29 protein-coding genes are annotated in these 25047 nt (G+C 39.6%); 9 read left to right on the forward strand and 20 right to left on the reverse strand.

Annotation, left to right across the window (positions count from 1 at the left end):
- Positions 1–51 precede the first annotated feature (51 nt).
- Complete coding sequence (lexA, locus tag FFM67_RS06755; protein ID WP_170178001.1) at positions 52–675, forward strand: transcriptional repressor LexA; 624 nt, start codon at positions 52–54, stop codon at positions 673–675.
- Between the two features lie 358 nt (positions 676–1033).
- A complete protein-coding gene (locus tag FFM67_RS06760) occupies positions 1034–1297 on the forward strand; it encodes a hypothetical protein (RefSeq protein WP_137613815.1) in 264 nt (87 codons plus the stop codon).
- Positions 1298–1393: 96 nt separating this feature from the next.
- On the opposite strand, the gene FFM67_RS06765 is transcribed toward FFM67_RS06760, so the two are convergent.
- The 8 genes from FFM67_RS06765 to obgE all read right to left on the reverse strand — a co-directional run bounded on the left by FFM67_RS06765 (position 1394) and on the right by obgE (position 9968).
- On the reverse strand, positions 1394–1906 hold the full coding sequence (locus FFM67_RS06765; RefSeq protein ID WP_137613816.1) for an adenine phosphoribosyltransferase: 513 nt from the start codon (positions 1904–1906) through the stop codon (positions 1394–1396).
- 14 nt (positions 1907–1920) lie between these two features.
- The gene (gene recJ, locus FFM67_RS06770) at positions 1921–4200 is read right to left on the reverse strand and encodes a single-stranded-DNA-specific exonuclease RecJ (protein WP_137613817.1); all 2280 of its coding nucleotides are present in this window, start codon (positions 4198–4200) and stop codon (positions 1921–1923) included.
- Positions 4201–4290: 90 nt separating this feature from the next.
- On the reverse strand, positions 4291–4719 hold the full coding sequence (locus tag FFM67_RS06775) for a LapA family protein (RefSeq protein WP_137613818.1): 429 nt from the start codon (positions 4717–4719) through the stop codon (positions 4291–4293).
- Positions 4720–4728: 9 nt separating this feature from the next.
- Complete coding sequence (locus tag FFM67_RS06780) at positions 4729–5517, reverse strand: SDR family NAD(P)-dependent oxidoreductase (protein ID WP_137613819.1); 789 nt, start codon at positions 5515–5517, stop codon at positions 4729–4731.
- A 13-nt stretch (positions 5518–5530) separates the two neighbouring features.
- Positions 5531–6454, reverse strand: a complete 924-nt coding sequence (rnz, locus tag FFM67_RS06785; RefSeq protein WP_137613820.1) for a ribonuclease Z — start codon at positions 6452–6454, stop codon at positions 5531–5533.
- A gap of 76 nt (positions 6455–6530) precedes the next feature.
- Complete coding sequence (locus FFM67_RS06790; protein WP_137613821.1) at positions 6531–7088, reverse strand: DUF456 domain-containing protein; 558 nt, start codon at positions 7086–7088, stop codon at positions 6531–6533.
- Positions 7089–7209: 121 nt separating this feature from the next.
- Positions 7210–7944, reverse strand: coding sequence for a winged helix-turn-helix domain-containing protein (locus tag FFM67_RS06795; protein WP_137613822.1), 735 nt, complete (start codon positions 7942–7944; stop codon positions 7210–7212).
- Positions 7945–8654: 710 nt separating this feature from the next.
- Positions 8655–9968, reverse strand: coding sequence for a GTPase ObgE (obgE, locus tag FFM67_RS06800; protein WP_071861316.1), 1314 nt, complete (start codon positions 9966–9968; stop codon positions 8655–8657).
- A 246-nt stretch (positions 9969–10214) separates the two neighbouring features.
- Here obgE and gap point away from each other — a divergent pair, with 246 nt between their 5' ends.
- The gene (gene gap, locus FFM67_RS06805; RefSeq protein ID WP_137613823.1) at positions 10215–11225 is read left to right on the forward strand and encodes a type I glyceraldehyde-3-phosphate dehydrogenase; all 1011 of its coding nucleotides are present in this window, start codon (positions 10215–10217) and stop codon (positions 11223–11225) included.
- Positions 11226–11692: 467 nt separating this feature from the next.
- Positions 11693–12439 carry a peptidylprolyl isomerase gene (locus FFM67_RS06810; protein WP_137613824.1) on the forward strand — a complete coding sequence of 249 codons (747 nt, stop codon included), beginning with the start codon at positions 11693–11695 and terminating at the stop codon, positions 12437–12439.
- A 42-nt stretch (positions 12440–12481) separates the two neighbouring features.
- Here FFM67_RS06810 and fabZ read toward each other — a convergent pair whose 3' ends face one another.
- Positions 12482–12928, reverse strand: coding sequence for a 3-hydroxyacyl-ACP dehydratase FabZ (gene fabZ, locus FFM67_RS06815; protein ID WP_137613825.1), 447 nt, complete (start codon positions 12926–12928; stop codon positions 12482–12484).
- Positions 12929–13091: 163 nt separating this feature from the next.
- Here fabZ and fabI point away from each other — a divergent pair, with 163 nt between their 5' ends.
- Positions 13092–13847: an enoyl-ACP reductase FabI gene (gene fabI / locus FFM67_RS06820; RefSeq protein ID WP_137613826.1), complete on the forward strand. Its 756-nt coding sequence runs from the start codon at positions 13092–13094 to the stop codon at positions 13845–13847.
- Positions 13848–13969: 122 nt separating this feature from the next.
- On the forward strand, positions 13970–14353 hold the full coding sequence (locus FFM67_RS06825) for a VOC family protein (RefSeq protein WP_137613827.1): 384 nt from the start codon (positions 13970–13972) through the stop codon (positions 14351–14353).
- 34 nt (positions 14354–14387) lie between these two features.
- On the opposite strand, the gene FFM67_RS12250 is transcribed toward FFM67_RS06825, so the two are convergent.
- Positions 14388–14543, reverse strand: coding sequence for a hypothetical protein (locus FFM67_RS12250; protein WP_170178002.1), 156 nt, complete (start codon positions 14541–14543; stop codon positions 14388–14390).
- Between the two features lie 23 nt (positions 14544–14566).
- A complete protein-coding gene (locus FFM67_RS06830; protein ID WP_137613828.1) occupies positions 14567–15580 on the reverse strand; it encodes a branched-chain amino acid aminotransferase in 1014 nt (337 codons plus the stop codon).
- A gap of 147 nt (positions 15581–15727) precedes the next feature.
- Here FFM67_RS06830 and FFM67_RS06835 point away from each other — a divergent pair, with 147 nt between their 5' ends.
- Positions 15728–16642 carry a mechanosensitive ion channel family protein gene (locus tag FFM67_RS06835; protein WP_137613829.1) on the forward strand — a complete coding sequence of 305 codons (915 nt, stop codon included), beginning with the start codon at positions 15728–15730 and terminating at the stop codon, positions 16640–16642.
- A gap of 55 nt (positions 16643–16697) precedes the next feature.
- Here the strand turns inward: FFM67_RS06835 and rpsN are convergent, their stop codons facing one another.
- The 5 genes from rpsN to racE form a co-directional block, all read right to left on the reverse strand.
- Positions 16698–16967 (reverse strand): 30S ribosomal protein S14, encoded by a 270-nt coding sequence (gene rpsN, locus FFM67_RS06840; protein ID WP_071861308.1) that lies wholly within the window; start codon positions 16965–16967, stop codon positions 16698–16700.
- A 169-nt stretch (positions 16968–17136) separates the two neighbouring features.
- Complete coding sequence (gene cbpB / locus FFM67_RS06845) at positions 17137–17628, reverse strand: cyclic-di-AMP-binding protein CbpB (RefSeq protein ID WP_137613830.1); 492 nt, start codon at positions 17626–17628, stop codon at positions 17137–17139.
- Positions 17629–17720: 92 nt separating this feature from the next.
- Positions 17721–18233, reverse strand: coding sequence for a metallophosphoesterase (locus tag FFM67_RS06850; protein ID WP_137613831.1), 513 nt, complete (start codon positions 18231–18233; stop codon positions 17721–17723).
- Positions 18230–19570, reverse strand: a complete 1341-nt coding sequence (gene rph, locus FFM67_RS06855; protein ID WP_137613832.1) for a ribonuclease PH — start codon at positions 19568–19570, stop codon at positions 18230–18232. The genes FFM67_RS06850 and rph overlap by 4 nt, the downstream gene beginning before the upstream one ends.
- A gap of 44 nt (positions 19571–19614) precedes the next feature.
- Positions 19615–20424: a glutamate racemase gene (gene racE / locus FFM67_RS06860; protein ID WP_137613833.1), complete on the reverse strand. Its 810-nt coding sequence runs from the start codon at positions 20422–20424 to the stop codon at positions 19615–19617.
- Positions 20425–20572: 148 nt separating this feature from the next.
- Between racE and FFM67_RS06865 the strand changes: the two genes are divergently transcribed.
- Entirely contained in the window at positions 20573–20818 is a 246-nt protein-coding gene (locus tag FFM67_RS06865; RefSeq protein WP_137613834.1) for a hypothetical protein, read from the forward strand.
- A 34-nt stretch (positions 20819–20852) separates the two neighbouring features.
- On the opposite strand, the gene FFM67_RS06870 is transcribed toward FFM67_RS06865, so the two are convergent.
- From FFM67_RS06870 to FFM67_RS06885, 4 genes are read right to left on the reverse strand one after another with little or no spacing between them, the layout of a single operon-like run.
- On the reverse strand, positions 20853–21509 hold the full coding sequence (locus FFM67_RS06870; protein WP_137613835.1) for an amino acid ABC transporter permease: 657 nt from the start codon (positions 21507–21509) through the stop codon (positions 20853–20855).
- 15 nt (positions 21510–21524) lie between these two features.
- Positions 21525–22169, reverse strand: a complete 645-nt coding sequence (locus tag FFM67_RS06875) for an amino acid ABC transporter permease (RefSeq protein ID WP_137613836.1) — start codon at positions 22167–22169, stop codon at positions 21525–21527.
- On the reverse strand, positions 22169–23002 hold the full coding sequence (locus FFM67_RS06880; protein WP_137613837.1) for a transporter substrate-binding domain-containing protein: 834 nt from the start codon (positions 23000–23002) through the stop codon (positions 22169–22171). Before FFM67_RS06880 ends, FFM67_RS06875 begins: the two co-directional genes overlap by 1 nt.
- An 11-nt stretch (positions 23003–23013) precedes the next feature.
- Complete coding sequence (locus FFM67_RS06885; protein ID WP_137613838.1) at positions 23014–23751, reverse strand: amino acid ABC transporter ATP-binding protein; 738 nt, start codon at positions 23749–23751, stop codon at positions 23014–23016.
- 262 nt (positions 23752–24013) lie between these two features.
- Between FFM67_RS06885 and trpS the strand changes: the two genes are divergently transcribed.
- On the forward strand, positions 24014–25024 hold the full coding sequence (gene trpS / locus FFM67_RS06890) for a tryptophan--tRNA ligase (RefSeq protein WP_137613839.1): 1011 nt from the start codon (positions 24014–24016) through the stop codon (positions 25022–25024).
- Positions 25025–25047: the final 23 nt, after the last annotated feature.

Here is a 25047-nt window from a genome sequence, read left to right on the forward strand (position 1 = left end):
TTTGTTTGTGAGATTATGCTACACTAAAAAAAACGAAAGAAGGTGTGGGCGTTGGCAAAAAGAACAGAAACTAAACAATTAGAAGTTTTGCGCTTCATTCACGAACGCGTTGAAAATAAAGGTTATCCACCCACTGTAAGAGAAATTGGCGAAGCGGTGAGTCTCTCATCGACTTCTACAGTCCATGGACATCTATCTAGATTAGAAAAAAAAGGTTGGATCCAGCGTGACCCCACGAAACCACGTGCGATTGAATTGACACTTACAGGCTTAGAAAAAATCGGTGTAACCCCGCAAGTCATCCCCATGCTGGGTGTCGTTACTGCTGGTGAACCCATTTTGGCAGTTGAAGAAGCCTCAGATTTTTTCCCTATCCCTCCTGATCTATCAAGCGAGGATGGTAGCCTCTTCATGTTGACAATACGCGGTGAAAGTATGATAAATGCTGGCATATACGATGGCGATCACGTCATTGTTCGTAAGCAATCTATGGCTAATAACGGTGAGATCGTTATTGCAATGACCGATGAAAATGAAGCAACGTGTAAAAGATTCTATCGCGAGGCTGATCACATTCGTCTCCAGCCAGAAAACGATGAATTGGCCCCACTGATTTTTGATAATGTTTCTATTCTAGGAAAAGTTGTCGGTTTGTACCGAAACCATATTTATTAATCGGAATTCACTTTCCGATTATTTTTTTCTTTACAAAACGAACAAACATTCGTATAATAAACACACAAACAAACGTTCGCATGTTTGAGTGAGACTAAAAAAAAGAAGTGAGTTATTACAGAATGATATGCGTGATGAGAATAAGATTCATTTTTTAATTTTTGAAAAATGAAGTCATAAATACGAATTAGGATGTCAGTTTCGCTTTTCGCAGTTCGTTAGAACACAAAAGAGACATCTGGTTAATTTCTTTCCTTTATAAGGAAAGTTTTGCGAAATGATATGCGTGATGAGAATAAGATTCATTTTTTGGTTTTTGAAAAATGAAGTCATAAATACGAATTAGGAGTGATTCTTGATGAAAGCAGTAAGAAGATTTGGTTTGGTTATCGCTGTGTTGTTGTTAGGTCTATTGATTGGTAAATTGGGTTCTTTAGCTACGATTGTCATTTTTGCTGGATTATTCCTCGTTTGGTTCATGTTATGGGATGAACGGAAGTATGCACAGCACTACGCCGAACATCATTATGAAGAAGAAGTCGAAGAAAAACAGTATTACAAGGAACCTTCCGAAGATTTCTATTACGTGACTTATGATCATCATTATCATAAATCTGCCTAAAATTATTTAACGCTAAGCAATTGATAGCTGTTTTTTGTATAGTAGTAAAATAAAACAGAGACCCTCTCATAATCCGAGAGGGTCTCTGTTTTATTTTTAATAGTCCATCAGCGTTAAGATATCATATCCTTTAATCATATCGCGTCCGTGTAGTTCATCTAATTCGATTAAGAAGGCACAACCAACGACGATCCCGCCTAATTGTTCAACCAATTCAATCGTTGCTTTGATCGTTCCACCCGTTGCTAAAAGATCATCTGTGATCAATACGCGCTGCCCAGGTTTAATCGCATCGCTATGAATAGTCAATGTATCTGTTCCGTATTCTTTTTCGTATTCTACTTCAATCACTTCACGAGGTAATTTTCCGGGTTTGCGAACTGGCGCAAAACCTAAACCCAATTCAAATGCGACTGGACAGCCAACGATGAAGCCGCGTGCTTCAGGTCCTACTACCATGTCAATTTGTTTTTCTTTTGCATAATTCACGATTTGCTTGGTTGCTTCACGATAGGCTTCGCCATCTGCCATTAATGGCGAGATGTCACGAAAAACGATGCCTTTCTTGGGATAATCTGGAATACTTGCAATATAATCTTTTAAATCCATGTTGATTGTTCCTCCTAGCCTTTCAGCCAATTTCTAATAGTTTGGATGTCATTCATTAGTAAAAATTCTTCGCTGTCGATTTGCGACATACGCTCTTGATAAATTTTGCTTTCTTCAAAGGCACGATTCTGTGGTGAATCGACCATTTGTAAAACGCCGTCGTTTATTGTAACAAATTTTAGCTCAGAAAACACGTGAATCATGAATACTAGTAATTTTTCTGGAATTCTTAAATAATTCGAAACATTTTTTAGTTTATAGCGGATATCCACCCGAGGTTGTTTCAAAAAGAATTGATAAAGCTTGGCAAACTGTTCCCGTTTCGGCAAACCGTTTAAGTAGGCTTCATCCGGACTGTAAAGAAATAAATAAATCCGTTGAAAGTTTCCTAAGGCAACAATTTCTTGCAGGAGTTCCTTCTGGTTGGGACAATCCAACACGATGAGTTGCTCATAGGCAGACCAATCAATCTCTTTGTCATATAGCATAATCGATCGTTGCAATTCATTGGTGAACAACCTTTGACTTGGTTTTTTAAACGCCAAATACAAGGCATTCTCATCTTCAATTTTTTGCGTCCATGTATGCTTGGCACGACGATCAATTACTTGCGTGCCGCTAGAAGCAAAATCCAGCAAACGGAATTGAACTTTTTTCTGCCCATTCCATTCATTAATTTCAAGATCTCCAACAAATTGTGTTTCCGGCTGTTGGATTTCTTCACTTTCTGCCCCGAAGCCAAAACCAATCACGTCTAATTGACTATCCGCTCCTTGCAAAGAAAACTTCACATGCTGCTGATCACTACCGATTCGTTTGAAGAAATCGACACTTCCCTTTACTAAAAAATGTGGTGCCGGGTTATCTGTCCCGAAAGGCGCTAATTTTTTTAGTTCCTCGGTAAATTTTAGTGTGATTTCTGAAAAGTCCAAGGCTTCATCAATCAACAAAGTCGAACCTTTGCTTAAATCAATGGCTTCCTTGATGATATACTCATTCATCATTTTTTGTAAAACCGGAATGTTTTCGGCTGGCATTGTTAAGCCAACAGCCGCCGCATGACCCCCAAAATGCGTGAATTCAGAGCGCATCGTATTCAGCATGCCAAATAGATCTAACGCTTCAATACTACGCCCTGAGCCCTTAGCCACTCCTTTTGAATCAATGGACAAAATAATCGTGGGCTTTCCAGTTTGTTTTAAAATATTTCCAGCTACGATTCCAAGAACACCTGGGTTCCAACCTTCCGCCGCGATCAAGTGAATTGCATCCTCAGGATTCACTAAAGCGGTGGCCTCTGCAGTCGTGTCTTGTACGATCTGCTTCCGTTCATTATTTATTTGATCTAATTTACCCGCAAGATCGTGAGCGACACCTTCATCGAAAGTCGTCATCAACTCCACGGCTGGATTGGGGTCACCCAATCGACCGATGGCATTCAACCTTGGACCTAAGCTAAAGCCGATACTTGTTTCATCCACTTTTTGCAAATCAACACCGCTGACTTTCAACAACTCCAACAAGCCTAATCGCTGTGTCTGCTTGATTGCTTGTAAACCAAGCTTTACTAGATTTCGATTTTCACCCGTCATCGAAACCAAATCGGCGACTGTTCCAATCGTCACAAGGTCCAGCATCTCTAAGGGAACTTCTTCTAATAAAGCAGTGGCTAACTTAAAGGCCACCCCAGCCCCGGCTAATTCACCAAAGGGGTAATTTCCTTCGGGATGGCGAGGATGAACAATACAGTAGGCATCTGGTAAGACTGGCGGCAGCTCGTGATGATCAGTAACGATGACATCCACACCTTGTGAATTCGCAAAGTCGATTGCTTCATTACCGGCTACCCCATTATCTACAGTAATAATCAGCTGGATGCCTTCGTTGATTTTTTCGGCGAAAAGCTCTGTATTCGGACCATATCCGTGGATAAACCGATTAGGTAAACTATAATGAACATCTGCACCGATCATCTCCAATGTCTCTAACATAATCGAAGTACTAGTAATGCCATCGGCGTCATAATCGCCATAAACCAAAATTGCCTGGCCTTCCATGATGGCCATTTGAATGCGATCAACGGCTTTATCCATATCATGCATTAAAAACGGATCATGTAATTCATCAATATTCGCTTGTAACAACTGCGAGAATTCTTCTGCTGTATGTATATTTCGATTCCATAAAAGTTCTGCAAATGTTTCACTGTATCCTTGCTTGATTAATTCCGCTTTAAAGGCATCATCCATCGGCGATGCTACTCTCATTTGCCAATCGAAACTTGATTTTTTCACTGTATCACTTCCCAACCGTATTAGTATAGCAAAAAAAAATCAGACAAGAAAGAGAAGAAGACCTTTGCAATCGATGCAAAGGTCTTCTTTTTAATCATAATAATCAATCGGATGCTGAGGATCATTTGTCTGATCCGTCATCTCTTTATCTGCTAACGCACGATCTTTTTCTTTCAATAGACTTTCATAATTCGCTGTTAATGTGGCAATTTCATTTTCTTTTTCTCGCTGAAGTGCTGCTTTTTCAGCTGCTAATTTTTCTTCATTATTGTTTTCATACCCTTGAATCGTTTCTTTTAACTGTTTGATTTCTTTACGTTGTTGAAAGAGTGTTGTACCTGAGGTCAAGAAAACCACAACAGCTCCAATTAAGGCTGACCCAATGATGATCAAGACTAATGACAGATAAATTTTTTTCACCATAAAATTAACGGGCACTTGCTGACTGTTCGAAAGAGCAAAAATGACAACAAGTAAAACTAAAATAAACCCTAGAAAAACTTTCCATTGCTTTTTCACTTTGATTTCCTACTTTCTATTAAATAGTCCTCCAGCTAGAAAATCACCAATATGTGGGAATAGCCCATAAAAACGGCTAGCCCCTTCCATAATGAACGGTCGATTGATTTCACGTGTCGGTTTGCCCATTTTATTGACGATCGTTGCAGCTAATTTTTTCGGATCTAAAACAATCCCACCTAAATTTTCTAAATAATTGCCACTTGGGTCTGCCTTATCGAAAAATTCTGTTGCGATTGGGCCAGGATTGATGGTAGTTATCCAAACATTTGCTGGTTTCAATTCCAACCTTAAAGCATTTGAAAAGCCTAGTACCGCAAATTTTGTCGCTGAATAAATGGTTGACTTCGGTGTCGCCATTTTCCCAGCCATTGAAGCCACATTAAAAATATGACCCTGTTTCTTTTCTACCATCGATAGCGCAATCTTTTGGGTAAAATACATCATCCCAAGGACATTGACATCGAACATTTTTTTCGCGTCTGTTAAATCAAACTCGGTAAAGTCTTTGAACATACCAAAACCAGCATTATTTACTAAGACATCTACTGTTCCAACTTCGTCTGCGATTTTTTCGATAACCGACTCAACACTCTCAGGATCAGCAATATCCAATTGAAAAGCATAGGCTGCTTTTCCACTTAACTCGCTGCAGTGTTCTTTTACTTGACCAATCAAATTGATTCGTCGGGCACAAGTAACCACAATTGCGCCACGCTTAGCCGCTTCATAACAAATTTGCTCGCCTAAGCCAGCAGACCCGCCCGTAACTACGACTATTTTGTCTGTTAAATCCATCAAATTCCCTCCTTTATGCAAATGGAATTTCCACAATATCAAAATCTTTTGCTAGTTGTGAATTCGCAAAAACAGCTTGTGCTTCTTCCTCTAGCATTTGTGCTTCTTTAGCTAAATAACGTGCTGAAATATGAGTCAAAATTAATTTTTTAGCTCCCGCTTCTTTCGCAATCATCGCGGCTTGTTGTGTCGTCGTGTGGAAATATGCCTTTGCCAGTTTCGCTTCATCTTTGTTGAAGGTACTTTCATGGACGATCACATCACTATCTTTTGCGAAGCGACTTGATTTATTTGTAAAACGAGTATCACCAAAAATCGTCACGATCCGGCCTTTTTTACTTTCACCAACAAAATCTTGCCCGTTGATCGTGCGCCCGTCAGCTAGAGTGACGGTTTGGCCTTGTTTCAACTTTCCGAAAATCGGTCCAGCAGGGATATTTAAAGCAGCCAGCTTCTCCACTTGAAGCGTACCATCATGATCTGCTTCGGTCACACGAAAACCATAACTGTCGATTCCGTGATCTAACAGCATACACTCCACACTGAATTGCTTGTCTTCAAATATAGTCCCCTCATGAAGCTCAATAAACTGTAAAGGGTAAGATAAATGTGTCTTTGTTACTTGTAATGACGTTCGAACATATTTTTCCAAACCAGCGGGGCCGTAGATCTCAATGGGTTCCTCCCCACCTTGAAATGAACGACTGCTTAATAAGCCTGGCAAGCCAAAAATATGATCACCATGTAGATGAGAAATAAAAATTTTTTCGATCTTGCGAGGTCGGATATTGGTTCGCAAAATTTGCATCTGGGTACCTTCCCCACAATCAAATAACCAAATTTTATTTCGTTCATCTAATAATTTTAAGGCTAAACTACTGACATTTCGGTGCTTTGCTGGGACACCCGCACCTGTTCCTAAGAATTCTAATTCCATAATTATCCTGACTTTCTTTCAAATTAATTTTATTTTAGAAGAAAGTCTGACTCAGTGCAATCAAAATAGGAGATTTTTATTTTTGATCAGATTGCTTTTCCGAATCTGTTTCTTTCTTTTGGTCCGCTGATTTTTTTTCGATTTCCTGAGCTTCTTTAACTTCTGCCTCTACCTCCGCATAGTCTAAACGCGTAATCTCACCGCCAAGCTCCATCATGATTAATTGATTCAACGCCCGGTTATCGTCCTCTTCAGCAATCAGCAATAATGCTGTATCGCCTTCTCCAACTTTATCAATCAAAAATTCAAAGACGCCTGTTGCTTCTCGAACTTCTTTTGCATCCTGAGTAGCACCAATCATGCCACCAGTAAACCAACCTAATAAAATGCCTACCGGACCACCTAAAATTCCAACCATCATACCAATCAGACCGCCAGTCGAACTTTTATTGCTGCCGGTGAAATCCAAAAAATCTTCGATCACAAATTTATGTTCACCCTCATTTGAATGATGAATCACCGCCATCTGTTCCCCTTTAAATGCCTTACTCATGTGCAGCCGTTTTACTTTTGAAAAGGCTTCATAAGCTTTTGATTCAACGTCAAAATTCATCACAATCACTCGTTTTTCCATTCATTACCACTCCTCTATCTTTTTTTCTAGTTTAGCAATAAATAGGGCTTTTTGAAACTAGAACGAGCTTTTTATCTCATAAAATAATTATGTAAACAATAATTCAAAAAAAAACTGGAAATTACTTCCCAGTTTTGATTTCTTCCATAATTCTATCATCAACAACATAGTGATCAAAGAATACTTTTGATAATTGATACCCTTCGCCCCAATTCGTACGGATGACATCATATTCAACACCGTCGATTTTTAATTTGTTGCGAAGGTGTTTTATAATAGTAGAAAGTCTCGTCATGTGACTCGCTGAATCACTGTCGCCCCAAATTTTAATGGCTAAATCGTTTCGACTAATCGGTGCCTCTTTCGTTGCAATCAACGTACTTAGCATCTCTCGCTCTGACCGCGTCAGATTCCATAAAGGCAATGGACGTTTCTCTTGTTCATTCTCCTCTTGTTGTTGTCTCACGCCAAAACCAATCGAGTAAACAGATTCTTTCAACGTTTTCTCAGCAAGTTTCTCTCTTAACCCGCTAAGTGTTTCGTCCTCGAGTAACCATTCATCCACGCCTTGCGCTTCCCAATCTGCTTGTTCGTCCTTTTGCGGCAGACGATCTGCTTCACGAATAATCGTGAATTTGTCTCCAACTTTTTCTAAAATAACGGTAAACTCTTGATCAGAGATTGTTTCACTAACAATCACAACATCGAAGAAGCCTAACACTTCTAATGGGACTTGATTGGCTTGAATCATCGTTAATAGTTTTGCGGAACTTAAAACCTCGATATTCAGCCTTTGTAACTTTTCAACTAATGGTCTCTCAACTAAAATATTGTGTGTCAGAATCAATACTTGCATAACATTATTCCCCTTTTTTATTATCAAAAATAAGTTTCCAACTTACCGACTTGGATTATTTTATTATTTAACAATATAATTGTTACTTTATACTTCGTAAGTTTACACTTGGAACTGTTCAAATGCCACAAAAAAATTTATATTTTAGTAATCATAATTAATGTTGTTGATAAAAAATTTGGGTTAAAAAAACTTTTCTTTAATAAAATAATACAATTATCATTTTTAAACAACGTTTTTATTCATCATTCGAAGAATATTCAAAAAGAATATAACGGTTGTTATCATTCTTTTTCTATAGATCACAAAAAATGTTTTTTATATTTTATAATCAAACTTATTTCCCATAACAATAATGATTATTTCTTTTTATTTTCCGAAATTTTACTTTTTCATTTTCAATAAACTTTTTCAGCATTTAAAGAAATCCACCCACCGTCTTTTGAAAAAATAAAAAAAGCTATTAGATTTTTTCAAATAACACCTATTGTGACACTGCGCTCTTTTTTAATATTTTCTCTCTATTCCCCTGTTCAAAAATCATAAAGTTCTTCTTCTGAGACATTAATGATTGTCGTTACTTAAGACTGTAAGTGAACCCTTAGTTAAATTTTTTGTTGGTCTATACAAGTGGATGATTGACGCGTAACAAAAAGGACCTGCAACAACAGTTTGTCACAGCTCCTTCTCACTATTTCACTATTTTTCGACTAATCAACAAATTCAAATTCAAATTTATCAATTCGAACAAGATCGCCGTCTTTAGCCCCACGAGCACGTAAGGCTTCATCAACACCCATTGAACGTAGTTGGCGTGCAAAACGCATGACGGTTTCATCATGATCGAAGTTGGTCATCTTGAATAGTTTCTCTAATTTTTCACCATTCAATACCCAAGTTGCATCGGGTTCACGAGTGATCGTAAATTCTGGTTCATCCGATTGGAAGCCGTAATTTACTGTTTCTTCTTCCACTTCTTCATCATATAACAAGAATTCTGGAGTCACTTCTAGTAAATCCGCAGTCGCACTCAATAAATTATCCAAGCCTTGTTTAGTAATTGCTGAAATTGCGAAGACTGGAATATCATCCGCAAACTCGTCTTCTTTTTCCTTTTGCAATTCTGCTTTGAATTTTTTCAAGTTCTCTTCCGCATTCGGCATATCCATTTTGTTGGCCACAATAATTTGTGGGCGTTCCAACAGACGTAAGTTATGAGTCCCTAACTCTTTGTTGATGGCCTGGTAATCCTCGTAAGGATCACGACCTTCCATTCCACTCATGTCAATCACATGCAAAATCACGCGTGTCCGTTCGATGTGACGCAGGAACTGTGTTCCCAGGCCAACACCTTGTGAGGCTCCTTCAATTAAACCGGGCAAATCGGCAGCAGCAAAGCTTCGACCATCACTGGTTTCTACCATGCCAAGATTTGGAACCAAGGTTGTAAAGTGATAGGCACCGATTTTGGGACGGGCAGAGGAAATCACTGAAAGGATTGTTGATTTGCCAACAGATGGAAAGCCAACTAAGCCAACATCTGCTAAGACTTTTAATTCTAATTCGATGTGACGCTCTTGACCTGGCTCGCCGTTTTCAGCTAGCTCAGGTGCAGGATTTCTTGGCGAAGCGAACCGTGTATTTCCGCGACCACCGCGACCACCATGAGCAACGATCAATTCCTGACCATTTTCAATTAAGTCACCGATCAAAGCGCCGGTATCCGCATCGCGAACCGTTGTACCAGGGGGAACGCTGACATAGGTATCTTCGGCTCCACGACCGTGCATCCCTTTGCTCATTCCATTTTCTCCCGGTGTCGCACGAAAATGACGATTGTAACGAAAATCCATCAGGGTCCGTAGCCCTTCATCGACAACTAAGATCACATCCCCGCCGCGACCACCGTCACCCCCAGCTGGACCGCCATCAGGAACATATTTCTCACGACGAAACGCAACCATCCCATCGCCGCCCTTACCAGCTTTAATATCAATTGTTACCTGATCTAAAAACATGGACATCTTGATGTCCTCCTTATAATATATTCTTTTTGACTACTGAATCTCCACACTAAACAAAGTCTTATATATTGTAGCCAGATTCGGAGAAAAAGTCCATTCTTATTGATAGAGCTTAGTAATTTTTTGAAATTCTTCTGATGATTCTTTCTACAAGATATATCTTTTGACAAAAAAATTGATGCGTTGCACAATAAATAGAGTAAGGCATCAAGCATTGCTTCATATAAAAAGGAGGAACTTTTGGTTATGACAGTAAAAGTAGGTATTAATGGATTTGGACGTATTGGTCGTTTGGCTTTCCGCCGTATTAAAGAAGTATCAGACGATATTGAAGTGGTAGCAATCAACGATTTAACAAGTCCTACAATGTTGGCACAATTGTTACAATTTGATTCAACACATGGCACATACCCAGGTACAGTTACTGCAACAGAAGATTCAATCGTAGTTGACGGTGAAAAAACTCGTGTATACGCTGAACCAGATGCAAGTAAAATTCCTTGGGCAAAAGAAAACGGTGTTGATATCGTTTTAGAATGTACAGGTTTCTACACATCTGAAGAAAAAGCACAAGCTCACATCGATGCTGGCGTTAAACGTGTCGTTATCTCAGCTCCTGCTGGACAAATGAAAACAATTGTTTACAACGTAAATGATGACACATTAGATTCAAATGATAAAATTATCTCTGCTGGTTCATGTACAACAAACTGCTTAGCTCCAATGGCTTACTTCTTAAACGAAGAATTTGGCATTGAAGTTGGTACAATGACAACTGTTCACGCGTATACTTCAACACAAATGTTGTTAGACGGACCAGTTAAAGGCGGCAACCTACGTGCTGCACGTTCTGCTGCTGATAACACAATTCCACATTCAACTGGTGCTGCTAAAGCAATTGGCTTAGTAATTCCAGAATTGAACGGTAAATTGCAAGGACATGCACAACGTGTTCCCGTTGTTGATGGTTCATTAACTGAATTGGTTTCAGTACTTAAAACAAAAGTTTCTGCTGACCAAGTGAACGAAGCAATCAAAAAACATACCGTTGATAACCCATCATTCGGCTATGACGATCGTGAAATCGTTTCTGGCGACGTTATTGGTACTACTGAAGGATCAATCTTTGACCCTACGCAAACAGAAGTTACTTCTGCAGGCGACTACCAATTAGTTAAAACTGTTGCTTGGTACGACAACGAATACGGCTTCACTTGCCAAATGATTCGTCTATTAGAAAAATTTGCTAACCTATAAAATAATATAACCATTGAATTTTTAGAGGAGATCGTTCATTCGATCTCTTTTTTTTGTGAGTTACGCTCTTCTTGTCTTGTTCAAAAAAAATACTTGCTGATCACTAATTAACCGATAAGTATTGTTTAGCGCAATTCTATATGTAATGAACCGAACGTCTTTTCCTGCTGATTCTTAAAAAATGAATACCGTAAGTTAATTTTGCTATTAGTTTTACAGTGTCTTCGGCTTGTGCTTTTCTCTAAGCCCCCTCATAAAAAAGTCGAAAATCAGCGATAAAGAGTCTTGCTAAAACAATATTTGTTTTTATAAACAGCATTTTTCCTTCAATTTCTATACGATCGTTTCAAATCTAATTACTAAGAGGATATATAAATTTTTTGAAATAAAAGTCACCTTTTTTTCATAGGAAGTCTATTAAAAATTTGTTATCATAAGAAGGATAATACGTTTAAAAGGAGAATTTTATGCAATTAAAAAAAGTGATGATCAGCGCAAGCTTAGTTTTAGCACTGGGCCTATTTACTGCTTGCAAAAGTGATAACGCAACAAATGGTACAAAGGAAAGTTCTACAAAAACAACTGAATCCAGTGTAGATTTAAATAAAGTAGCACTACCCCAGCTTGATAACAAAGTGACTGATGATGAGTATCTTGTAGAATTGGTAACGACTGAAGGAAACGTTAAGATCAAACTGTTCCCTAAACAAGCCCCTAAAGCGGTAGAAAATTTTGTTAAACACGCAAAAGATGGCTATTATAAGGACACTCCTTTCCACCGAGTGATCAAAGATTTTATGATTCAAGGTGGAGATCCTAAGGGCGACGGTACTGGCGGCGAAAGTATTTGGAAAAAAGGCTTCAAAACTGAAACCTCTAACCAGCTTTATAATATTCGCGGTGCTCTTTCAATGGCCCGAGCGGAATCACGCAGTAGCAATGGCAGTCAATTCTTCATTGTTACCAACAAAGAAGATGTTAGTGATGGCTTAGCGATCCAGTATTACCCAAAGAAAATCATCGAAGCTTACAAAAAAGGTGGCGCTCCCCAACTTGATGGTGAGTATACAGTCTTTGGTCAAGTAACAGAAGGCATGGACGTCGTCGATAAAATCGCAGATGGCGAAGTCAAAGATGGCGGATCCGGTGAGAAATCAACCCCTACCAACCCAGTGAAGGTTAGCGAAGTAAACGTGTTACAAGAACCTAAATAACAAGTAAGAGGCTCACCATTATGGCGAGCCTCTATTTTGTATTTATTTTTGATCTTTGTCCCCTACAATGAAGGTGAATTCGCATTCAGTGACCGTTTTGTCTTCCACCGTTGCCCAGGCTTTAGCTGTTCCAACTGGACCTTTAATTTTTTGGATATCAAAATTCAAAAATAAGGTATCGCCTGGACGAACAAATTCTAAAAAGTTTGCTTTATTGATGCCGCCAATATAGGCTGTCTTCCCTTCAAAGGCGGCGGATTTCAAAATCAGCAAGGAACCTGCTTGAGCCAATGCCTCAACAATTAATGTTCCAGGCATAATCGGTTCGCCAGGAAAGTAACCTTGAAAAAAATCTTCGTTCATCGTTAGATTTTTCATCGCCGTAATATGCTTCTCATCTTCAAATTCTGTGACTGCATCTAAATAGTAAATGGGAAAGCGATTTGGGATCGCAGCCATAATTTTTTCGACATTCATAATTTTTTCCATTTTTGCACCTCAATGAATATTTTATTTGATTATCAAACTATCATATTCTAATGGTTTAATCAAGGTGTTCACGAATATATAAAAAAATAGTTTGACAATCAAAGCTTTTTCCAACATAATGAGAGCATATTATTTTTTATATTATTTAGGAGTGTGTCATTTAATGTCTATTTTAACTGGAAAAAAAATTATCGTGACAGGTGTAGCCAATAAAAAAAGTATTGCTTGGGGATGTGCCAAAGCCATCGCTGATCAAGGAGCCGAAATCATTTATACGTACCAAAATGACCGGATGAAGAAAAATTTAGTCAAATTAGTGGGCGAAGAAGCACAGATGTTTGAGCTTGATGTGGCTAGCGATGAAAAAATTGCTGAAGCTTTTGCGGCAATCAAAGAAAAATTCGGATCAATTGATGGTTTAGTTCATTCGATCGCTTTTGCTAACAAGGAAGAACTTTCAGGCAACGTAACCGAAATTACTCGAGACGGCTTCCAACTGGCGCAAGACATCAGTGCGTATTCATTACTAGCTGTTTCAAAATATGCGGCACCTTTAATGACTGAAGGTGGCAGTATTGTAACTATGACTTACATGGGGTCTGAACGTTCGATTCCAAACTACAACATGATGGGCATTGCTAAAGCGGCGTTAGAGGCGGAAGTTCGTTACCTTGCAACTGAGCTGGCTCCAAAAAATATTCGGGTCAATGCGATCTCTGCCGGAGCCATCAAAACCTTGGCTGTGACAGGTGTGAAAGATTATCAATCCTTATTAAGCCTCTCAGAAGAACGGACACCAGATAAGGTAGCTGTAACAATTGAAGAAGTCGGCAATTCTTGTGCCTTCTTACTAAGTCCTTTGGCAACTGGAATTATCGGGGACGTTATCTACGTAGATAAAGGTGTTCACTTAAGTTAAGCAAGTAGACGTGCTGAATTTCGGCACGTTTTTTTCTGACTTTTCGACTATAAGAAATGACTAAACATCTTAATACGGTGTTCCCATTCTTGTGTTACACTTAAAATAAAAAGGAGCTTTTTATGAAAATCGAACACATTGCGATGTATGTAAAGGATCTAGAGTCAGCTAAAGCTTTTTTTGAAACCTATTTTGAGGCGACAAGTAATGACCAATACCATAATCCAAAAACTGGCTTACGGACTTATTTTCTAAGCTTTTCTGACGGCGCCCGTCTAGAGCTGATGACTCGTTCGGAAATGACTGAGAAAGCAACGGCTACTTTTCTTACTGGCTATACCCACCTAGCCTTTTCACTAGGCTCAAAAGAAGCTGTCGACACCCTTACCGCGCATTTAGCAGCTGATGGCTATCAAGTATTGTCAGGTCCACGAACAACCGGTGATGGCTATTACGAGAGCTGTATCTTAGGGCCGGAAGAAAACCAAATTGAAATTACAGCATAAAAAAATCGTCTCTCCTTACGAGGGACGATTTTTTTTAAAAGATATCTAAAAAGGCCATCAACATCGCGTGAAAAATTCGTTTCATTGATGAATCAATCGTGCTTTTTTGATAATGAATGCGGGCCAAAAAAATCCATAGAATCAAAAATAGGATACTTAATACTGCTAACATATTCCAGATGATATCCATTTTTCTCCTCTATTCTTTTCACATCAGACTTCAATGACCCAACCCTCAGGTGCCTCTACCGTACCAAATTGAATACCAACGAGTTCATCATATAATTTTTTTGTCATTGGGCCTATCTCTGTTTCGCTGTAAAACACATGAAAGTCTTCGCCATTTTGAATACCGGCGATTGGAGCGATGATTGCCGCCGTCCCACAGGCTCCAGCCTCAGCAAATTTATCCAACTCATCTAAGCGAACATCTCCTTCGAGCGCTTCTAAACCAAAACGTTCCTGTGCCAAATAAAGCAAAGAATACTTTGTGATACTCGGTAAGATCGATGGTGACTTTGGTGTAATGAATTGATTATCATGAGTGATTCCGAAAAAATTTGCCGAGCCAACTTCTTCGATTTTTGTATGGGTCGCTGGATCTAAGTAAATACAATCAGAAAATGAGCGATCGTGGGCAATCTGACCGGGTAATAAACTAGCTGCGTAATTTCCACCGACTTTTGCCGCCCCGGTTCCATAGGGCGCTGCACGGTCGTATTCAGAGACAACAAAATTGCTTGGTGTCAACCCGCCCTTAAAATAAGGACCGACAGGCATACAAAAAACACTAAAGATATACTCTGATGCAGGCATGATTCCAATATTCGGTCCTACACCAATCAAATACGGTCGCAAATAAAGTGTCGCACCTGTCCCGAAAGGCGGAACGTATTCTTCATTGGCTTTGACGACTTGTTTAACCGCATCGATAAACATTTCAGCTGGTACTTCAGGCATCTGCATTCGTGCCGCACTTTTATTTAAACGTTTCGCATTTTCATCAGGGCGAAAGAGATTGATCTGCCCGTCTTCCCGACGATAGGCCTTTAATCCTTCGAAACATTCCTGTCCGTAATGGAGACAAGTCGATCCTTCATTAATGGTGATCGTATTCTCCTCTGTTAATACGCCATCATCCCATTGTCCATTTGTCCAATGAGAAATATAGCGGAATGGTGTCTTAATATAATCAAAACCTAATTCTTCCCATTTTATATTCACCATTTTATCATCCCTTTCTTATTAAAGGCTAGTCTATCACTTTCTTCTTTCCTTGTCATGATTTTTTAGGTTTTTCTAAAATCATTTTCTTCGGTCGACAGATTTCTAAAAGATTGTTACACTTATTTTATTACTCATAAGGAGTGGCCTATGTTTTTAAATACAGCTCAAACAATAGATTCCAGCAACACGAATGTCGTCGAACAAGCAACCCAACAGCTTAGCGTTTGGCAAAAGTATTGGCAGTCCGTTGATTGGGATCGTGTCTTTTCTATCGTTATCCAGAAGGGCCTCACTATTATTGCAGTTTTAGTGTTGTTCTTTTTAATTCGTAAAGTCGGTAACTTTTTAATTAATCAATCCTTTGAACGCCAAAAGAAAAAAATGGCTGATAATGCGACTCGAATCGAAACGCTCCATGCATTGGCAGCGAATATTTTTTCCTACACACTACTGTTCTTTTTCTTATACTCAATTCTAGATACGCTAGGTATCCCCGTTGGCTCACTATTAGCCGGAGCCGGAATTGCCGGAATCGCGATCGGCTTAGGTGCCCAAGGATTTACTAATGATATCATTACGGGTTTTTTTATTATTATGGAGCAGCAAATTGATGTCGGTGACTACATCCGCTTAGTTGATCGGCAAATCGAAGGCACGGTAACTTCTGTAGGAATCCGAATGCTGCAAATGAAATCGACTGACGGCACAGTTCACTTCGTTCCGAATCGTAATATCACAACGATCAGCAACCTTTCTCGTGCCCATATGCAAGTCAAGGTAGACGTCCGAATCCAACCAGACGAAGGCTACGACCAAATCAGCCAATCAATTGCCGAGGCAAACCAAAAGTTAGCCGAACAATTTAAAGCGGAGATATTTGACGGTCCTGATCTTTTTGGCATGGTGGATTTAGGCAATGGTAATTATGCCATTCGAACCATCATGTATGTGACAAATGGGAAGCAATACAAATTACAGGAAGAGTTTTTGACAGCCTATGTAAAAACCCTTCATGAACAGGGCTTTACTATTCCAAACAATCCAATTTTAACTGGAAAATAGCAAAAGGCGACGTATGAAAAGTTCATACGTCGCCTTTTTATTCTTTGATTAATTGTTACCAGCTAGCTTTTTTTACACCAGGAATATGTCCTTGATGAGCCAACTCACGGAATTTTATCCGGGACATTCCGAATTTACGCATGTAGCCTCTTGGCCGGCCATCGATTTGATCGCGGTTTTTCAAACGATTAGGGTTTGAATCGCGAGGTAATTTTGCCAAACCTTCATAGTCACCCGCGGCTTTTAACGCTAAACGTTGTTCTGCATACTGTTGGATCAGCGCTTGTTGTTTTTGCATTTTAACAATCTTTGATTTTTTTGCCATATCATTGCTCCTTTTTATGGTATTCTTTAATCGAGCTTAATCGTAATCATTTCATTTTAAACACTTGATTAAAATAGCACACGGACTCTGCGTCTGTCAATTCTTCTGTATCGAAAAGAAGCAACTGGACCTGTTAAAACTAAAAAAAAAAGACCCTTTCCAGGATCTTTTATTTTGGTGAATGGGTATGCAGTAAAACCTTAGTAGGTGCCTGACTTTTTCTACCTAGAGCATGAAAAGTATAATTCACTGCTTTTAAAATTTCTCGTCGGGTCACAATCCCTTGAAAAACACCGGTCTTGTCAATCACTGGTAAAAACGCAGAATCCACAACGAGATGCAAGACATCTTCCAAGTCGGCATCTTCACGCATAACAGCGACATCGGTTTTCATCACATCAGCTACACTGTATTCACTTAAAGTGGATGTATCAATACCATCGATGCCCATCATTTTTTTTACAATATCATTCAAGCTCAATAAGCCAACAAAATGATCTTCTCTATCCAACACGGGAATTGTTGAATAGCCCGCTTGGGATAAAAGCAAGAGCGCATGTTCAAGCGGATGTTCTTTCATCACGGTCGCAACGTTCTCTCCTGGGATCATCATGGTTTCTTTATGGTCTTTCATCAATTGTTCAACTGTGGGACTAATCATATGGCGCCTCCGTTCTCATTTACTCAATTTCATTTTACCTTACCTAAAAAAGGAAAGCGTTATTTTTGTAAATATTAAATAAAAATTACAAACTATCTAGAAAAATCCGCAGCCAGTTCCTCAATGACTTGATGGGCGCGGTTATAAAATTGAATATGGTACCCAGCCTCTTCACTGTCGATGATTGCATAGCTAGGAATTTGTACTGGTCCTCGTGGCTGAGAAATACTGCCGGGATTCACAAACAGCCGTTTTTTATCCATTTCTGCAACGGCTTGATGAATGTGTCCGAATAATGCAATGTTCGCGCCCGCTTCTTGTGCTTGCAAGGATAACGTCGTCAAACCAAACCGCACATTTGACCGATGTCCATGCGTCACGTAGATCACATCTTGTCCAATAGTTACAACTTGTTCCATTTTGTATTCCGGGTCATAATCACAATTTCCGCTGACAACTGTAAAGTGTTCCCACAGCTCATCACTAGCTTTCAGTTCTGAATCTCCACAATGAAACATATGATCCACTGTTCCGACATATCGATTAACGATCTCTACCAAAATATTACGATCACCGTGATTGTCACTAACGACTAAATATTTCATTCATTTTCCTCCAACCAGTTCTTCCAAACTTTTTCTAGCTTTCTCACAGCCATTCCTCGATGACTAAGCTGATTCTTTTCTTCCCCTGTCAATTCAGCAGAGGTTTTATTTAATTCCGGCACGATAAATAATGGATCATAGCCAAAGCCGTTATCCCCTCGAGGAATGCGGCCAATTCGACCATTCCAATCCGCCTCAACTACCAAGCTTTCTTTTTGTGGTGCCGCAAAAACTAAGGTGCAATGAAAATGCGCGGTTCGCTGCTCGTCTGGCACATCGGTCAATTCATGCAACAGCTTCGCGTTATTTGCAGCATCACTTTTCCGTTCACCTGCAAAGCGGGCAGAAAAGATGCCGGGCATACCATTTAAGGCGTCAACAGCTAGACCCGAATCATCGGCTAAGACTGGCTGTTGAATCAGCTGAGCGATCGTTTCGGCTTTTAAGCGGGCGTTTTCTTCAAAGGTCTTACCGGTTTCCTCGACGTCTGGCAGCTCTGGATAATCCAATAACGTTTTGACTTGATACCCATCTTTAGCAAATATCGCGGCGAATTCTTTCGCTTTTCCTGGATTTCTCGTAGCGATCACGATGGTTCTATCTTCAGTAGACTCTACCGCTTCATAGAGCGCCGTTTTTTGTTCAGCAATTAATTCTTCAATTGCTGTTTTACCGTGTAAAATCAACGCATTCAATTCGGTATCATCAAAGGTCGCTTCTTCCCCTGTTCCCTGAATCTCAACAAAGCGGCCTGATTCAGTCATGACTAGATTCATATCCACCGCAGCAGCAGAATCCTCTTGATAATCCAAGTCAGTCACTACAGTCCCGTCAGGTAAAATACCAACGCTGATAGCTGCTAAATGTTCCTTAATTGGATCTTCCGTTAACTCTCCACTGGCTAATAATTTATTGATCGCTATGCGCAAAGCAACAAATCCACCGGTAATACTCGCTGTTCGTGTACCACCGTCTGCTTGGATCACATCACAATCCACAATAATGCTTCGTTCACCTAATTTTTCTAAATCAATGACTGCTCGTAAGGAACGACCGATCAAACGTTGGATTTCCATCGTACGACCGCTTAATTTTCCCTTCGCACTCTCTCGGCGGTTACGAGTATTTGTTGCCCGTGGCAACATGCTGTATTCTGCGGTGACCCAGCCTGTCTCACTACCACGTAGAAACGGCGGCACGGAGTCTTCCAAAGTCGCCGAACAAATCACCTTCGTGTCACCAAAAGCGATCACTACGGAACCTTCAGGGTGCTTAAACACGTTTGTCTCAATTGTTATTGATCTTAATTGTTGGACACTTCTTCCATCATGACGCAAATTATTTTCCTCCTAATTCTTATAAGAAAGACTGCATAAATCACTTATTCTCCTAAATTGATATGGGAAACATCTAGATTTTCAATTTGCAGCCATTCATGGGCGATATCTTTAAACATTTTAGGCGATCCTGTTGTATAAAAAGTCCGCGCTTTTTGATTTGTTTGTTCATAATTATTCAAATTAAAATAATCTAGTAAGGTGCTGACATCGTTAACCGTTTCCGCACCAGAATCAATCAAGGTTATTTGCTGTCCCATTACGTTTTGAATGATTGGACGCAGCAACGGATAATGGGTACAGCCTAAAATCAACGTATCCAAATTCTCTAATTTTAAAGGTTTTAATGTTTCAGAAACAATTTTCTTCGCGACGGAGCTTTCGAATTGATTACTTTCGACAACGGGAACAAATTTGGGACAAGCTAAACTACTCACATATGTCTCAGGCGCTTTTTCCTGTAGTTCATTTTTGTAAGAGTCACTTTTGACCGTTCCTAAAGTGCCGATCACGCCGACACGGCTGTATTTGCTTGCTTTTAATGCCGCACGAGCACCAGGCTGGATTACACCAATTACTGGAATATCCACACTCTTTTTGATTTCTTCCAATGCCACTGCTGTTGCGGTATTACAAGCAATCACTAACATTTTAATATTTTTCTTCAATAAAAAACGAGTCATTTGCCAAGTAAACTCAATGACTTGTTTTGGGGGTCTGGGGCCATAAGGACAGCGTGCCGTATCCCCAACGTATAAAATTTCTTCATTTGGTAATTGACGCATCGCTTCTTTTACAACCGTCAAACCGCCAACACCAGAATCTATAAATCCAATTGGTCTTTCGTTAGACAATGCACTCACCCTATCTACTTCAAAGTATCACCTTATTCTCCACTTTTTAGCAAAATATTTCAAGCCCTAGAATCTCGTCACGAAAAAGCGTTTCCTTTTGCAGCTAAATCAAATGGTGCTACACTTAAATTGAGAGAGGTGGATGAAAATGGATAAGAATGAACGAACCGAAAATTTAGCCGAAAATCTAGGAAAAGTTTCAGCCGGTATACGTAATGAAGACCCCGCAGTCAAAAACACAGAACACGAAACAGAAATAAAGAAAGACAAAGACAACGATAAAGAAGAACCTAGCATGCTAGAAAAACTAGGTAAAACACAAGCCGGTGCAGTCTATGAAGATCCAGCGATGAAAGAAACCGAGGAACAAACTGAAAAAGAAAAAGAAGAATAAAAAAAACGGCCCTTCCTATGGAAAGGCCGTTTTTTTAATAATTATATTTGCTGGACTCTAAAACACTTGATAAAAGTGACAGCATATAACAAACCACAAAATACATTGCTGTCATAGCAATAAACATTGGGATTACATAATTAGTATTTTGTCCGTAAACAATTTTGGCGTTGTGCATCAGCTCTGGCAAGGAGATGATTACTGCCAATGACGTGTCCTTAATCAACGAGATTAGCTGGCTCAAAATTGCCGGCAGCATTGATTTAAAGGCTTGGGGCATGATGATCAACGTTAAGGTCTGAACATACGTTAACCCAGAAGACATTCCCGCTTCTGTTTGTCCACTAGGCACAGCGTTCAATCCCGCTCGGAAGATCTCTGACAGCATTGCTGATTCAAAAATTGTTAGGGCAGCTACTGCAGCCCAAAAGATATTTAGCTTGATTCCAATCTGAGGCAATGCAAAATAAGTAAAGAAAATAATTAACAGTAGCGGCAGGTTTCGAATGATATCAACAATTAATCCAACAATTTTTGATAAGACTGGAATACCACTATAACGGACCGTTCCCGCAATCCCACCGAGAATCATACTAAAAATAATCGAAACCACAGAGACTTGAATCGTCACCCACAGCCCATCTAAAAGGAATCGCATATTAATCCATGAAAAAGCTCCACTCATATCCACTTCATCCCTTCCTTTCTAGGCCTTCGACCAGCGCTTATCCAAAAAGTTCATTAGATAAGACAATGGTAGCGTTAAAACTAAATAGAACAATCCAACAATAATATACGTGTCAAATGTGTTAAAAGTATTGCTGGCGATCAGGTCTCCTTGGTACATCAAGTCTAACCCAGCAACCATCGCTAAGATTGAAGAGTTTTTGATCAAATTGATAAACTGATTCCCTAACGGCGGAATCACAATTTTAAACGCCTGCGGTAAGACAATATAGCGCATCGTCTCGGCATAAGAAAAACCTGCAGACAATCCCGCCTCTGTTTGACCTTTTGGTACCGTCTGGATTCCCGAACGAACAGTCTCTGCGATAAAAGCGGAAGTATAGATCGTCAAGCCAATCGTCCCTGCTTGGAAACCGTCAAAGCTGTAAAAATACATAGGTGCGACGACATAAAAGAACATGACGATGATCAACAATGGAATATTTCGGAAGAATGCAACATAGGACTTTGCCAATCGTCGAATGATTCCATTGTGAGACAGCTGTAAAATAGCCATCAAAGTCCCAATAATCAAGCTGAAAACAAGCGCCAATAAACTAGCGTATAACGTGTATTTAAAGCCGTTGAAAAAGTCAGCCGAGTACGTTTGAAATAAATTCGCCATTAAAATTGCGCCCCCTTTTCCGCACGACCTTCTGCATCTTTCGGAAACCATTTTTCAAAAATTTGATTATACGTTCCATTGTCGTGCATCTTGTGTAAAGCTCTATTAACTTCTTTTAAGAACGCATCTTGGCCTTTGTTGATGGCGATTCCATACGGTTCATTCGTAAACGTTCCACCAGTCAATTGATAATCGTCATTTTCTGAAGCCATCCCTAAAAGGATCGCGTTATCGGTGGTCATCGCTTGACCTTGTCCCGATTGTAAAGCAGTAAACGCTTCGGCATAATTTTCCAGTTCCAAAATTTTTGCGTCAGGCGCATGCTTCCGGATGTTAATTGTTGAAGTTGAACCTTTAACCGCTAACACTGTATCTTCACTGGTCAGATCCTTGATATTTTTAATATGGCTGTCCTTTTTAACCAATAAAGACTGTCCCGCATCAAAGTAAATATCAGAGAAATCAACTTGTTTTTTGCGATCCTCCGTGATTGTCATCGTCGCGATAATGGCATCGATATTTCCATTTTTTAATAAAGGAATCCGGGTCTTCGAAGTCACTTCGACAAATTCTGCTTGGCCATCCTTGCCTAAAATTTCTTTCGTGATAGCTTTAGCAATGTCAATATCAAACCCTTCAACTTTACGGGTCTTAATGTCCATCATGCCGAAAAGGCGGGTATCATATTTCACGCCCCAAGTAATCACGGGTTCTTCTTTGATTCGTGTCGCAATATTTTCATTGGCGACACTCTCTCCCTTACATCCTGACAATACAGCCGCGACAAGTAGTGAAAGGAATAGAAAGGAGACGATTTTTTTTATTTTTAACATAAAGCCGCCTCCTAATGATTGATTACTTTGCTTACAAACTGTTGCGCCCGCTCGTCTTGCGGCTTGTCAAAGAAGCCTTTAACATCTCTAGTATCTTCTAAAACTTCCCCTTCCGCCATAAAAATAATGCGGTCCGCCACTTCTTTAGCGAACCCCATTTCATGGGTCACGACGATCATGGACATACCATCTCTGGCAATTTTTTTCATGACGTTCAGTACATCACCGATCATTTCTGGATCGAGAGCTGAGGTCGGCTCATCAAAAAGCAGCAAATCGGGATTCATCGCTAAGCCACGAGCGATGGCGATTCGTTGCTGCTGTCCACCGGATAACATGGAGGGATAAGAGTCCTTCTTATCTAACATATCTACTCGGTCTAACAATTTTTCAGCTACTTTAGTAGCTTCTTGAGACGATTGTTTCAAAACTTTGATTGGAGCCAACGTAATATTTTCTAACGCGGTTTTATTAGGATATAAATTAAAATGCTGAAAGACCATTCCGATATTTTTCCGAATTTCTTTTAGCTTGACTTCTTTACTATGTAAATTCTTCTCATTCACTAGTAGTTCGCCAGAAGTGATGTCTTCAAGCCCGTTAATACAGCGTAGCATGGTGCTTTTTCCAGAACCAGATGGCCCAATCACTACAACGACTTCCCCTTTTTCAAAGGTTAAATTAATATTTTTCAAGGCATGAAACTTTCCGTAATACTTTTCTACATGCTTAAATTCAACCATTGGCATGTCTAACCACCCCTATTCCATTCTTATAATTTTCTAATTTTCGCAAGATAAGTCTCATTATAAGCTAAGTTTTTTTAATTTGTAAAGAAAAAAACTCAACGTTGAAAAAAAATATTCCAGCTCTTAGCATGTTTATGTGATATTTTTTGACATGTGGTCTTTATCTGATTTGAAGGAATACTTTATAAGAGTTGTCATGAGAAGAAAAAAAAGGTAGTATTTGAAGAGACTATTGAAAGAAATTTTACGAAAAGGTGAGTTAATGAAAAACATCATTTTAACTGGTGATCGTCCAACCGGGCAATTACATTTAGGACATTACGTAGGTTCGCTAAAAAATCGCGTACTGATGCAAGAAGATCCCGAAAATAAATTATTCATCATGATTGCTGACATGCAGGCATTGACGGATAATGCAAAAAATCCAGAGAAAGTTTCATCCAACGTCTTACAAGTCGCCCTTGATTATTTGGCTGTCGGCTTAGATCCAAAACGTTCCAATCTTTTTATTCAATCGCAAATTCCTGAGTTGGCAGAATTGACCATGTACTATCTCAACTTAGTCAGTGTCGGACGTGTGCGTCGCAATCCAACCGTGAAATCAGAAATCGAACAAAAGAAATTTGGTGAAAGTGTTCCGACTGGTTTCTTCATCTATCCCGTTTCACAGGCTTCAGATATTACCGCTTTCAAAGCGAATCTCGTTCCTGTAGGCGAAGATCAAAAACCAATGCTGGAGCAAACCCAAGAAATCGTCCAAAGCTTCAATCATACTTATGGCGAGGTCTTGATCGAGCCTAAAGGCGTCTTCCCGGAAAAAGGCATGGGACGTTTACCGGGCATCGATGGCAATGGAAAGATGAGTAAGTCATTAGGCAATGGGATTTATATTGCTGATCCTGCCGATGTGTTAGCAAAAAAAGTGATGAGTATGTATACCGATCCAAATCATATACATGTCGAAGACCCTGGCCAAGTAGAAGGTAATATGGTCTTTACCTACCTAGATGTTTTCGGAACGGATAAAGAAAAAATCGCTGAGTTAAAAGAGCATTATCGCCACGGTGGCCTTGGTGACGTAAAGATTAAACGTTATTTAATTGAAGTCTTAGAAGCTGAGTTTGGACCCATTCGTGCACGAAGAGAAGAATTTGCCAAAGATCCAGAAGCAGTCATGAAAATTTTGAAAATCGGCAGTGAAAAGGCCCAAGCAGTGGCAGCCCAAACCTTAGCCGAAGTGAAACAAGCAATGGGTATTAATTATTTTGCTTAAACTTATTTAGATCAAAAAAACGC

Source organism: Enterococcus viikkiensis, assembly GCF_005405345.1.
Lineage (GTDB): Bacteria > Bacillota > Bacilli > Lactobacillales > Enterococcaceae > Enterococcus_A > Enterococcus_A viikkiensis.